The sequence below is a fragment of the Lentibacillus sp. L22 genome, from assembly GCF_040812445.1.
Taxonomy (GTDB): Bacteria; Bacillota; Bacilli; order Bacillales; family Amphibacillaceae; genus Lentibacillus_C; species Lentibacillus_C daqui.
In genome coordinates this window covers 1-12,028 of the sequence record NZ_JBFNXI010000067.1, presented here as the reverse complement: position 1 = coordinate 12,028, position 12,028 = coordinate 1, and the positions used below count along the sequence as shown (strand labels likewise).

At 41.0% G+C, this 12,028-nt stretch carries 13 protein-coding genes; 11 read left to right on the top strand and 2 right to left on the bottom strand.

Annotated features, from left to right (window positions below):
* The first annotated feature begins 462 nt into the window (after nt 1-462).
* The 9 genes from ABRT01_RS17385 (at nt 463) to ABRT01_RS17345 (ending at nt 8,169) form a co-directional block, all read left to right on the top strand.
* On the top strand, nt 463-1,293 hold the full coding sequence (locus ABRT01_RS17385) for an MIP/aquaporin family protein (protein WP_269412486.1): 831 nt from the start codon (nt 463-465) through the stop codon (nt 1,291-1,293).
* Between the two features lie 15 nt (nt 1,294-1,308).
* Nucleotides 1,309-2,805, top strand: a complete 1,497-nt coding sequence (gene glpK / locus ABRT01_RS17380; protein ID WP_269411736.1) for a glycerol kinase GlpK — start codon at nt 1,309-1,311, stop codon at nt 2,803-2,805.
* A 109-nt stretch (nt 2,806-2,914) separates the two neighbouring features.
* Nucleotides 2,915-3,907, top strand: coding sequence for a dihydroxyacetone kinase subunit DhaK (gene dhaK / locus ABRT01_RS17375; RefSeq protein ID WP_269411737.1), 993 nt, complete (start codon nt 2,915-2,917; stop codon nt 3,905-3,907).
* Between the two features lie 13 nt (nt 3,908-3,920).
* Nucleotides 3,921-4,541 carry a dihydroxyacetone kinase subunit DhaL gene (gene dhaL, locus ABRT01_RS17370; RefSeq protein ID WP_269411738.1) on the top strand — a complete coding sequence of 207 codons (621 nt, stop codon included), beginning with the start codon at nt 3,921-3,923 and terminating at the stop codon, nt 4,539-4,541.
* 4 nt (nt 4,542-4,545) lie between these two features.
* The gene (gene dhaM / locus ABRT01_RS17365) at nt 4,546-4,917 is read left to right on the top strand and encodes a dihydroxyacetone kinase phosphoryl donor subunit DhaM (RefSeq protein ID WP_269411739.1); all 372 of its coding nucleotides are present in this window, start codon (nt 4,546-4,548) and stop codon (nt 4,915-4,917) included.
* 57 nt (nt 4,918-4,974) lie between these two features.
* Nucleotides 4,975-5,520, top strand: a complete 546-nt coding sequence (locus ABRT01_RS17360; protein ID WP_269412487.1) for a glycerol-3-phosphate responsive antiterminator — start codon at nt 4,975-4,977, stop codon at nt 5,518-5,520.
* A gap of 531 nt (nt 5,521-6,051) precedes the next feature.
* Nucleotides 6,052-6,279, top strand: a complete 228-nt coding sequence (locus tag ABRT01_RS17355; protein ID WP_269411740.1) for a DUF2164 domain-containing protein — start codon at nt 6,052-6,054, stop codon at nt 6,277-6,279.
* 17 nt (nt 6,280-6,296) lie between these two features.
* The gene (locus ABRT01_RS17350) at nt 6,297-6,479 is read left to right on the top strand and encodes a YwbE family protein (RefSeq protein ID WP_269412488.1); all 183 of its coding nucleotides are present in this window, start codon (nt 6,297-6,299) and stop codon (nt 6,477-6,479) included.
* A 130-nt stretch (nt 6,480-6,609) separates the two neighbouring features.
* Nucleotides 6,610-8,169: an FMN-binding glutamate synthase family protein gene (locus ABRT01_RS17345; RefSeq protein WP_269411741.1), complete on the top strand. Its 1,560-nt coding sequence runs from the start codon at nt 6,610-6,612 to the stop codon at nt 8,167-8,169.
* A gap of 218 nt (nt 8,170-8,387) precedes the next feature.
* On the opposite strand, the gene ABRT01_RS17340 is transcribed toward ABRT01_RS17345, so the two are convergent.
* Nucleotides 8,388-9,242, bottom strand: a complete 855-nt coding sequence (locus ABRT01_RS17340) for a CvfB family protein (protein WP_269411742.1) — start codon at nt 9,240-9,242, stop codon at nt 8,388-8,390.
* Between the two features lie 623 nt (nt 9,243-9,865).
* Between ABRT01_RS17340 and ABRT01_RS17335 the strand changes: the two genes are divergently transcribed.
* Nucleotides 9,866-10,186 carry a CHY zinc finger protein gene (locus tag ABRT01_RS17335; RefSeq protein WP_269412489.1) on the top strand — a complete coding sequence of 107 codons (321 nt, stop codon included), beginning with the start codon at nt 9,866-9,868 and terminating at the stop codon, nt 10,184-10,186.
* 195 nt (nt 10,187-10,381) lie between these two features.
* Complete coding sequence (locus ABRT01_RS17330) at nt 10,382-10,621, top strand: ferredoxin family protein (RefSeq protein WP_269411743.1); 240 nt, start codon at nt 10,382-10,384, stop codon at nt 10,619-10,621.
* Nucleotides 10,622-10,893: 272 nt separating this feature from the next.
* Here ABRT01_RS17330 and ytaF read toward each other — a convergent pair whose 3' ends face one another.
* Entirely contained in the window at nt 10,894-11,508 is a 615-nt protein-coding gene (gene ytaF / locus ABRT01_RS17325) for a sporulation membrane protein YtaF (RefSeq protein WP_269411744.1), read from the bottom strand.
* Nucleotides 11,509-12,028 lie beyond the last annotated feature (520 nt).

Genomic DNA, 12,028 nt, shown 5'->3' with positions numbered 1-12,028 from the left:
AAAAAAAGAAATAGTGGGTAAAGTCACCCGTCGATGACCTTACCCACTAATCTTAGTATGTTTTTCTTTGAGGATTAATGTGTAGATATTAGGGAATAAGAATGTATATAAGGAAATATATTTAGACTCGGACGATGCCAGCCCATCATGCACTTAAGATGTTAATATGTTATTTGTAGGAATGAACAGTACGGAATGGACATAAATTTTTATAACAATTAAATTCATCAAGGGGCTTATATTACGAAATGCGGAGTTTCGGAATAAAAAAATTTTCATTGACAGCGATTACAGTATAAGAGTATACTAAACCTAACAAGTTAATGATGTGTCGGAGATTTGGAGACCCGCATTTCAATGGTATCTTTTGTAGGGAAAGGTATATCTATTGAAATGCGGGTCTTTTTCTTTTATTTCATTTCTTGTTGCAAAATGAAATTTACTGAAAAAGGGGTGGGAGATATGTCCGAGTTTTTAGCCGAGCTTATTGGTACGATGATCCTAATTATTTTAGGAGGAGGTGTCGTTGGAGGTGTCACGTTAAAAAGTTCCAAATCTGAAGGAGCTGACTGGATTGTTGTGACCGTTGGCTGGGGTCTCGGTGTTACCATGGGGGTTTACGCTGTTGGGAATTTTACCGGAGCGCACTTAAACCCTGCGGTGACATTAGGATTCGCTGCAGCCGGCGATTTTCCATGGGCGAAGGTTCTAACGTATATTAGTGCACAAATGATTGGTGCAATCATCGGTGCTTGTATTGTCTTTTTAAATTATTTACCACATTGGAAGGAAACAAAAGATCAGGCCGCAAAATTGGGTGTGTTTGCAACTGGTCCGGCTATTCGCAGTTTTTTCTCCAATTTGGCAAGTGAGGTTATTGGCACGTTTGTCTTAGTGCTGGGTTTAATGTTTATTGGTGCAAATGAAATTACAGAAGGGTTGAACCCGCTGATTGTTGGGGCGTTGATCCTGGCAATTGGTGTTTCACTGGGTGGTTCGACCGGATATGCCATTAATCCGGCCCGTGATCTTGGCCCACGAATTGCCCATGCTTTTTTACCGATACCAGGTAAAGGTGGATCGGATTGGAGATATGCCTGGATCCCGGTTGTTGGACCAATTATTGGCGGGGTCTATGGTGCACTATTTTATAATGCTATGTTTGCAGGGGAATTTTCGGTATCATTTTGGATAGGAAGTATCATTGTATTGTTCATTTTGATCGGAGCAGCGGTACATGAACTGAATAAGGGAAGAAACGAAAATAAAATAGGCGAAGACATAAAAAATTAACGAGGAGGAATTATGATGAGTAAAGAACAGTATATTTTAGCGTTGGATCAGGGAACAACAAGTTCACGAGCCATATTATTTGATCATAGTGGTGCAATTGTGGAGACAGCACAGAATGAATTTGAACAATTCTTTGAACATCCTGGCTGGGTTGAGCACGATGCAAATGAGATTTGGAATTCTGTACTGGGGTGTATGGCTGAAGTATTGCGTAAGGCGGATGTTGATCCAAGTCAGATCGCTGGCATCGGGATTACCAATCAGCGGGAAACAGCAGTTGTTTGGGATAAAAACACCGGTAAGCCAATTTATAAAGCGATTGTCTGGCAGTCAAGACAAACGGAGGGTATATGCAAAGAATTACGCGATGCTGGCTATAATGATGTGATTCGCGATAAAACAGGGTTACTGATAGATCCATACTTTTCCGGAACAAAAGTAAAGTGGATCCTTGATAACATCGATGGTGCAAGAGAAAAAGCGGATAATGGCGAATTATTATTTGGCACGATGGATACTTGGCTGGTTTATAAATTATCCGGTGGAAAAACACATATTACTGATTATTCCAATGCCTCCAGAACACTGATGTTTAACATTTATGATTTGCAGTGGGATGATGAACTTTTGGATATTTTGAACGTTCCGAAGAGTATGTTGCCTGAAGTTCGCCAATCATCTGAAATATATGCTCACACAGTTGACTATCATTTCTTCGGTCATGAAGTGCCAATCGCAGGAATTGCTGGAGATCAACATGCAGCATTGTTTGGTCAGGCTTGTTTTGAAGAGGGAATGGCCAAAAACACATACGGTACAGGCTGTTTCATGCTGATGAACACAGGTGATAAAGGGGTAAAATCAGAAAATGGACTGTTAACTACATTGGCATGGGGTGTTGACGGAAAAGTGGAATATGCATTGGAAGGTAGTATTTTCGTTGCTGGTTCTGCAATCCAGTGGCTGCGTGATGGTTTAAAATTGATTGAAGACGCACCACAAAGTGAAGCGTTTGCCACAGAAGTTGATTCGACTGATGGCGTTTATATGGTACCTGCTTTTGTCGGATTGGGAACCCCTTATTGGGATAGTGAAGCACGGGGGGCAGTTTTCGGATTGACTCGCGGTACGACGAAATCCCATTTTATTCGGGCTACACTGGAATCATTGGCATATCAGACTAAAGATGTGCTGGATGCAATGATTGCTGATTCAGGAACTGATTTAAAAGGTCTGCGTGTGGACGGCGGTGCAGTGAAAAATAATTTCCTCATGCAGTTCCAGAGTGATATGTTAGGTGTACCGGTGGAACGACCGGTTGTTCAGGAGACAACCGCATTAGGTGCCGCCTATTTGGCAGGACTGGCGGTTGGATATTGGAAAGACAAAGAAGAGATTTCAAAGCAGTGGCAAAATGAAAAAACGTTTACGAATCAAATGGATGAGGAAAAACGTAATGAATACTATCAAGGCTGGAAAAAGGCCGTACATGCAACACGACAATTTAAATAATGATGTCGAGACCAACTATAGCAGTTGGTCTCTCGTTTAGTTATGCAAAGCTGCTTTTTTAGGTTATTCTGAAAGTGGGTTTCAAGTCATATAGGGAGTGATGAGTGGGATGAAAAAAATCGTAAATAATCCGGAACAGGTTGTCACTGACATGTTTAAGGGGTTTGTTTCGGCACATGCAAACACCATGAAACAACTATCTGAAACAACAGTCGTGACACGTAAAGAAGCACCTATCACGGGAAAAGTTGGTCTTGTCAGTGGTGGAGGAAGTGGACATGAACCTGCACATGCTGGATATGTCGGCAAGGGTATGCTGGACGCTGCCGTGTTTGGGGAAGTATTCACGTCACCAACGCCTGATCAGGTATTCGAAGCCATTAAGGCAGTTGATAGCGGAGCCGGAGTTCTGTTGATTATTAAAAATTACACAGGTGATGTAATGAATTTTGAAATGGCCCAAGAGATGGCTGAAGCTGAGGGAATTCAGGTTGATAAAGTTGTGGTCAATGATGATGTTGCAGTTGAAGACAGTTCGTTCACAACGGGTCGACGCGGAATCGCAGGAACTATTTTTGTCCATAAAATTGCTGGCGCGATTGCCGAACAGGGTAAGTCGCTGGCTGAGGTGAAGGCTGCCGCGGAAAAAACGATTGACTACGTTCGCTCGATCGGAATGGCAATTGCACCTTGTACCGTTCCAGCAGCAGGGAACCCAAGCTTTACGCTGGCCGAAGATGAGATGGAAATCGGGATTGGCATTCATGGTGAACCAGGAATAGAACGAAAAAAATTGGCAAATGCTAACGAGATCGCAACCGAATTGGTTGAAAAAATTTTAGCAGATATGGATTTTACTGATAGTGATGTGGCAGTGATGATCAATGGTTTAGGTTCTACTCCGGAGATGGAATTATATATTGTGAATGGGAGAGTCCAGGAAATATTACAAGAAAAAGGCATAACGGTCTATCGCACATTTGTGGGAGAATTTATGACCTCATTGGAAATGGCGGGATGTTCCGTATCATTGTTAAAACTGGATAATCAGCTGAAAGCATTATTGGACGCCCCATCTGAAGCACCAGCATTTCGTAACTGAAGGAGGAAAAGAAATGGATGTTTTTCAGGTAGAACATGCACATACATGGCTAAAGCTTGCCAATGAACGAATTCAGGCCAATAAGGAACAATTAACCGAACTGGATCAGGCAATCGGCGACGGAGATCACGGCATTAATATGGCCCGTGGTTTCAAGGAAGTGATAAGCAAACTTGATGCAAATGATTACGATACAGTAGCTGATGTTATGAAGGATACAGCAATGACTTTAATGTCCAAAGTTGGTGGTGCTTCCGGGCCGTTATATGGAACTGCTTTTTTAAAATTGTCCATGGCTTTTAAAGGAAAGAATGTCGATTATCAAACATTCATAAAAGGAATCGATGAAGCAGTAAATGGATTGAAACAGCGTGGCAAGGCGGAAATAGGTGAAAAAACGCTTGTTGATGTATGGGCTGCTGTTTCCGAAACACTACAGGACAACACAACGTTTGCAGGTGACACGATTCTTCAAACAGCTAAAACAGCAATGGAGCATACGAAGGAAACGATGGCAACCAAAGGTCGGGCTGCATATTTCAAGGAGCGATCGATTGGGCATCTTGATCCAGGAGCTGTTTCTTCCTACTATCTATTTGAAGCATTAAGCCTTACAATTGATGAAGGAGCGTGACCCCATGGCTTACACAGGACTGGTGTTAATCTCGCATAGCCAAAAGATTGCAGAAGGTATGAAAGAAATTATTCGACAAGTGATCAAGGAGGTTCCGATTCAGCCAGCTGGGGGAACCGACGAAAATGAGATAGGTACAAGCATCGATAAAATACTGCAAGCCATTGAACAGGCGGATGATGGGAATGGAGTCATCCTCATGTATGATCTTGGCAGTGCCAAAATGAATGCGGAAATGGCCATAGAGATGACTGACAGGGAAAATATTAAACTCGCTGAAGCACCATTAGTCGAAGGATCCTATGTCGCTGCTGTTGAAGCAGGACAGGGAAAATCTGTTGATGCGATTATCGACAATCTGAAACGCCATTTTTAAGGCCATTTTTACTGCTTTTAAACTGTAATGAAGAACTACGCTTTGAGGTGATCAAATATCGTTGAACTAAATGGAATCTTGCCAGCAGTCAGAGAAATGAAGGATTTTGAGAAATTGTTATCCAGTGATCACGAATGGATTATATTTTTGGAATCAAGACTTTCACAAATTAAAAACCTTGTTAGATATGCCAAGCGAAGTAAGAAAAAGGTATTGATTCACGCTGACCTTATTCAAGGATTAAAAACCGATGACTACGGAATTGAGTTTGTTTTTCGGGAAATCAAACCAGATGGCATTATCTCGACTCGGGGTAATGTCATTTCCCTGGCAAAGCAACATCATTTGTTAGCAGTTCAGCGAATGTTCGCTGTCGATTCCCATGCACTGGACAATACCATCCAGATTATCAATCGTGTGCAGCCGCACTATATTGAAATTATGCCAGGAATCGTACCAAACTTAATTACTGAGGTTTCGGAGCGGACTGGTACTCCGGTCATTGCCGGCGGACTGATTCGAACGGGTGAGGAAGTGCAAAACGCCTATGCTGCCGGGGCAAAAGCGATTTCCACTTCAGAAAATGAATTGTGGGATCTCTAAAAATAAAGTTGCCTGATTGGTTTTAACAGATTCCTTTTGAGGAGCACATCATATCTTTGACATCCTAAAATGGCGGAAAATATCATATTGCCTTTAATAAACTCGTTATATGTTAGCTTATTGAGGTTTCAGCTAATTCGACAATATGAATAACAGATTGGGAACAAAAATTCTCACTCTGTTATTTTTTATGTTAAACTATTCGTCATTTGCAAATCATTACCTTCTGCTTTTTTATCAAACAAGACAGGTCATCTCCCGGCCGATTCCCATTATTTCCTTTCCCATCAACCGAGAGAGGTCATCTACGGTCGATTTTATAAAGTTTTTGGCATTTTCTTGATGCTATTATGCCAGGTGCTAATAACTTCAACGATTCAAATGACCTTCTGCAAATGATTGGGCATGGATTGGGGGTTTACATAAGGTTTAACGTTGAATTTGGAGAAGAGGAACGCAGGAAAAAGATTAGGCAGTTCTGGTTAAGGTTGATATAATGTTAGTAATATCTGTAAAGGGGTGCGCGTTACGATGAAATCGAAATTCACATTGACAAAGGAACAAAAAGAGGAACTAACTGGTTTAATAAAGGGCTATTTTAGCAAAGAGCGTGACGAAGAAATAGGCGATTTAGCTGCTATGTTATTACTGGAATTTTTCATGGATGAACTTGCACCTATTTTTTACAACATGGCTGTAGAGGATTGCCATGCTTTTATGAGCGGAAAGCTGGATGATTTATTTGAAATTCAGAAGTAGGAGGAAGAATCATGCCAATGGATGGGAGATATCGTAAAAACATTTATCCCGGATTAGCAGTTTCTATTATTTTGAAAAAAGATCAGCGGACCGGGAAGACAACCGATGGTATCGTTAAAGATATATTGACAAAATCGGCTTACCATCCTCATGGAATCAAGGTACGATTAGCGGATGGACAGGTTGGACGTGTAGTGTAGGAGATGCTCGGTGAATAAGTTGATAAAATGGCTGATACTGGCAAGTTTTCAAGAAGAAGTGTGGATTTGATTCTCTAAAATGATGCAACCTAATTGTACTACAAGTATATGGTAAAGGCGGGTAGTTAGCATGAATATAGCCAATATCATGACAATTATTGGGTTTGTTACGGTTGTACTCGTGTTATTGGTGTTGAGCATAATTTGGATCTATGTGTTCTTCGTTGACCGGACCCAAAAGCAGCATCCGGTGTTAAGAAATTATCCTGTTATTGGGCGGGCACGATACTTTTTTGAAAAGATTGGGCCGGAACTACGTCAATATTTTTTTAATAACGATAACGAGGGAAAACCTTTTTCACGCCGGGATTATCAACATATTGTTAAAACAGCTAAATATAAACGGGACGTCGTTGGTTTTGGTTCACAGCGAGATTTTGATGCAGCCGGTTTTTTTGTGCGAAATTCGATGTTTCCCAAACTAACAGAAGAAGTAAACATAGATCGGAAAACAAAAGTGACTACTCAACGGTACTTGCTGTTGAAAGATCCACTATTTACGGAAAGAAAAGAAAAACTGGAGGATAACGAATCACTAGCATACTTGCTTCCGGAAGAAGACGCAATTGTCATTGGGGAGAATACCCGTCATCCATTTGTTGTTAGAGGTCAAATTGGTATGTCAGCAATGAGTTACGGCGCTCTTGGTCCCAAGGCGATTACAGCATTATCAGAAGGGTTGGGGATTGCTAAGGGTACCTGGATGAATACGGGAGAAGGTGGTCTATCCGATTACCACTTAAAGGGCGACGTCGATATTATAATGCAAATTGGACCCGGTTTGTTTGGAGTAAGGGAAAAGGATGGCAGCTTTGACTGGAATGAGTTACTGGAAAAAAGCAAGATTCCACAAATCAAAGCATTTGAATTAAAGCTTGCTCAAGGTGCTAAAGCACGCGGAGGGCACATTGACGGGGAAAAGGTCACTGAAGAGATTGCCCGGATCCGTCGTGTCGAGCCTTACAAATCTGTGGACAGTCCAAACCGGTTTACCGAATACAGTGATATTCCCTCTTTGTTTGAGTTTATCGAACGGATTCGGGAACATACTGGGAAACCTGTTGGCATGAAAATCGTAATCGGCAGCCCGGATGAAGCGGATGAATTAGCCAAACAGATCAAAGAGTTAGGAAAAAATCCTGACTTTATTACTGTTGATGGTGGAGAGGGCGGTACAGGGGCATCATATCAAGAACTTGCTGACAGTGTTGGACTTCCAATTAAAGCTGCACTTCCACTTGTAAATGACGCATTGGAAAAACATCGGGTTCGCAACCGGGTGAAAATCATTGCCTCGGGTAAATTATTTTCGCCAGACCGGGTAGCGATTGCTCTGGGAATGGGAGCAGATATGGTTAATATAGCGCGTGGTTTTATGATTACCGTTGGATGTATTCAAACCTTGAAATGTCAATCCAATGTTTGCCCGGTTGGTGTCGCCACGACAGACCCGGAACTGCAAAAGGCGCTTGTCATTGATGAAAAGAAATGGCGGACCGCAAATTACGTCATCACCTTACGAAGAGGGCTATTCCGGATTGCCGCAGCAGCTGGCCTTAATTCCCCACGAAAATTTTCCCGAGAACATATTGTTTATAAGGATGAAAAAGGCAAAATTCAGCCATGGTAAATGATGCAAAAAAGAGTGCGTTCCGGAAAACGTACTCTTTTTGTCAACATATATTGCATACCTGCTCGAAAACGCCCGTGAGCTGCTCGGGAAGTGCGCAGCGCATACTCGCTCGAAAAATCTCTATAGTCGCTCACGAAAGGAACTTCCGCTCGAGTGAGATGAAAAACCAATCAAGGGGGATCAGGGTCTATCCAGTGAAGCGATCTTGTCTGTTTCTATTTCAAATATGTATTCTCATCCCGTTGTTCAACCTTTCCTTCTTTCATAAGTTTACCTAAAGCACGTTTAAATGCAGCTTTACTAATTTGGAAGGTTCCCCTAATATCTTCCGGATCGCTTTTGTCGCTAAACGGAATGACACCATTATGCTCCTGTAAATGCTGTAAAATTTGATCGGCATCTTCGCTCATACTTTCCCCTTTAAGTGGTCTTAGCGAAACGTTTAAAGTTCCGTCATTTTTTACTTCAATAACGCGACCTGTCACCCATTCGCCAAGCCGAGGTTCTTGCTTTCGTTCGGTATGATGGATGAATCCACGGTAGTCATCCTCTGTAATGATCGCTGCCCCTTCTTTATTGGTTCGATATACTCTGCCACTAATCGATTTGTTCAGCAGTTCTTCCGGTGCCCATTCCCATTGTTTGGATAAAATAGCCTCTGTCGCCGGAATTGCCAGTAAACGGCCTTTTTGATCTTTTCCCAAGGTAACATAAAGCATGTCACCGGGCTCTGGCCAAACGTCTACAAATAATGGCAAATCATCCTTTGAAACGAGTATCTCTTTGGCTATTCCGATATTGACAAACACACCTAAACTGGGCATGACTTCAACCACTTCCGCCCAATCATAGACGTCCATTTGAATGGAGGGCAACCGGGTAGTAGCAATGGTTTGTCCCTTTTTATTCTGGTATAAAAAGACGTCAACTGTATGTTCGGGTTCTAGTTCATATTCTGTTTCATTATGGTGCAAAAGTGCTTCATTTCTATCTTTTGTTAAAACATAACCGGTATCAATTTTTCGTGCTACAGTCATCGGCTGAACTTTGCCGATTGGTAATGTATTCATAATCGTAAGTCCCTACTTTCATATATATGCGTTCAAAAAGGAGGATAAAAAAGACCGACTTTTAGTGAAGATCCCTATCAAGTGTCCTTTTTACCGGAGTTTTTGAACATCATCCATGTATTGGAAAAGGGGCACCTCATGATTAAGGTACCCCTTTGATTGCTAAAGTAACACATAAGATTTACGTTTTTAGTGCCCGAAATGTTTCGGGTGGGAATTCTTGATTTTACTGGACGTTCAAAAGTTTAACAACGTCCTGCTTTATATTCCTGATTAATGTCGTGAGAAATCTTAGGTTTGACCAAGAATTCACTCATGCCGCGGGTTTTGTCCATTGGGTGTTTTCTAACTTAAGCAATGTCAGCCCTACCTGCTCTGACATCCTTGCGACCCCGTAGTCGCGCCAGTGTGAATAAGTATCTTCAAAAACATTCCGTGAATGCCAGAATACTTATTGTTACTTCATAGATGTACAATCATCACATATTTACTTGCAATTGTCAAGAGTTACGAAAAATTATTCTGGCATTACCAACAAAACCGAGGTTGTTTTGAACACTTCTTTTAATTTCCCACCTGGAGTTATCTTCCCCAAGACTGGTATAATTAAACAAAAAGGAGCGATGAACGTGTGTAAAGTACATGGAGCGATTGATTCGGAAACGAGATGTCAACACTATCATGGAGAAAATGATCGAATTGCCATTAAGTTTTATTGTTGCGGAGAGTATTTTTCTTGCTATCAGTGCCATGCGGAGAAAGGTTGCGGGAAAACAAAGGTGTGGCCACAATCAGAATTTAATCAACGAGCCATACTGTGCGGTGCGTGTGGTACGAAACTTTCCATTCAAGATTATTTAAATTGTGGTGCAATCTGCCCCGAATGCGGTGCAAACTTCAATCCCGGATGTTCGCTGCATCAGCATTTATACTTTGATGTGTAAACTATCGATCCAATAGCGGAATTTCAACCAAAATGGTAAACGACTCGATATCGATCACATGTCAACTTTACAAGTGAATTCATAGTTATTTAGGCAAATTTACAATAGGACAAAGCGAAACACTTGAAAAAAGCCGATCACATAGTATTAAATTGACTATGGAAACTTATTTTCCAAGGTAGGGAGGGAAAAATAGTGGCATTTGTAATATTGGAACCTTGTATAAACGAAAAATCAGCGGAATGTGTGAGCGTTTGTCCTGTTGATTGTATAGAGGAAGGACCGGATCAGTTTTATATTGACCCGGATGTTTGTATCGATTGCGCAGCTTGCAAGGCAGTTTGCCCGGTTGATGCAATTGAGGAGGAGTATGATCTCACATCAAAGCAAGAGTATTATTTGGAGAAGGCAGAAAACTTTTTCCGAGATCGATAAACGATAAAGCTTGCTGTCGATGATCAACAACATATAATGTTCATCATTTTGTATGGCGTTTCATGGTTTGCTTTTTTTCAAAGGGTGGATATTTGTATACACCGAAGAAAGGATAGAAATATGATTCGAACCATTTTAATAATTATTGGTGCAATTGTGGTGATTGGCTGGATCATTTCCATTTTATAAAATTTGTAATGCCGGCCAAGGTTTGATCCTTGTCCGGCGGTAAGTTTCAGGTAGAACCATACATGTTTTAAACCGTGGATTTCTCACAACATGTTGTAAATTCCGAGTGAAATAAGCAAAAAAGGTGGAAGCAGTATTAACTTTTTGATCCATCGGTTGTTGGAGAGGAACATACCGACATGAGTTCCGCAAAATACCAATAGCCCACTCATAAATGCTATCAAACTTGCCGTTAATATTGGAGAATAGCCCACCATTGCCGCACTTAAGCCAGCGCCAAAGGCATCAAGAGCCAGAGCAAAACCAAGCAAAAAGGCCTCCTTGTTGGAAATTATTCCAGATTGATCCAAATCCGCCTGTTGTGGTTCTTTCAGCACGGATTTAAACTGGGAGAACTGTGATTTCTTGACTTCTATTTGACCATCTGGTTTTGATCTGGTTACATTCCACAAACAAAACAATCCGATCAAAACCAATATTACCCCGCCAATGATTTTGGCCGCTTTCTCCGAGATAAAAGTCGTTAATACACTCCCGATTGTCATCGCAGTCAGTACAATAATTCCTGAGCAAAGCATAATAATCAATAAAGCGGTAACCGGAATTCGTATGCGGCGCATGCCATAAGCGATGCCAACACCAAAACCATCCAAACTGACGGCCATAACCAAGAAGAATAGCCCTGTATAAAACAGCATAGTTAATCAAATCCTTTAGTATTACGTTCTAAAATATTGTATGGCAAACCGCTGTTGTTGTGATGCTTGACAGGTGTTGATTTTTAGATTACCTACCATATCTCTTTAACACTTTAAAAATTGGTATGTTAAAGCGTATTATAAATATAAAAAATGTTTTATGGAATGAGAAAAGATGGCGATTATGCTTTGCTCTCGAGAGTAGATACTGTTGTTAACAAATAATTAGTAGAAATATAAAGCATTGTAAATCCCGTGGGGAAAAGGTGCAATCAATATTATGAACATCCCATTGTTACAAAAAGTTTCCTCCCTTGTATATCAGATATGAATTTCGTTAGTATCAGTAATGATCAGAGAAGAAAAGACGTTGTGAAAGAAAATAATCCGTATTAGGGAGAAAACATTATCCTGAATTATTCATACTTCTAACCAAAAAGATAAATGAAGCTTAGCCCTGGGTTATTTTCGTAAAATAAGATGGAACCTTTCCAGAAATGGTTTGCTTAAACTAGAGATC

Coding starts and splice junctions, on each gene's coding strand:
- dhaL (WP_269411738.1), top strand. CDS start 3,921: ATGGATGTTTTTCAGGTAGAACATGCACATACATGGCTAAAGCTTGCC.
- ABRT01_RS17355 (WP_269411740.1), top strand. CDS start 6,052: ATGAAATCGAAATTCACATTGACAAAGGAACAAAAAGAGGAACTAACT.
- glpK (WP_269411736.1), top strand. CDS start 1,309: ATGAGTAAAGAACAGTATATTTTAGCGTTGGATCAGGGAACAACAAGT.
- ABRT01_RS17350 (WP_269412488.1), top strand. CDS start 6,297: ATGGATGGGAGATATCGTAAAAACATTTATCCCGGATTAGCAGTTTCT.
- dhaK (WP_269411737.1), top strand. CDS start 2,915: ATGAAAAAAATCGTAAATAATCCGGAACAGGTTGTCACTGACATGTTT.
- ABRT01_RS17340 (WP_269411742.1), bottom strand. CDS start 9,242: ATGAATACATTACCAATCGGCAAAGTTCAGCCGATGACTGTAGCACGA.
- dhaM (WP_269411739.1), top strand. CDS start 4,546: ATGGCTTACACAGGACTGGTGTTAATCTCGCATAGCCAAAAGATTGCA.
- ABRT01_RS17385 (WP_269412486.1), top strand. CDS start 463: ATGTCCGAGTTTTTAGCCGAGCTTATTGGTACGATGATCCTAATTATT.
- ABRT01_RS17345 (WP_269411741.1), top strand. CDS start 6,610: ATGAATATAGCCAATATCATGACAATTATTGGGTTTGTTACGGTTGTA.
- ABRT01_RS17335 (WP_269412489.1), top strand. CDS start 9,866: ATGAACGTGTGTAAAGTACATGGAGCGATTGATTCGGAAACGAGATGT.
- ytaF (WP_269411744.1), bottom strand. CDS start 11,508: ATGCTGTTTTATACAGGGCTATTCTTCTTGGTTATGGCCGTCAGTTTG.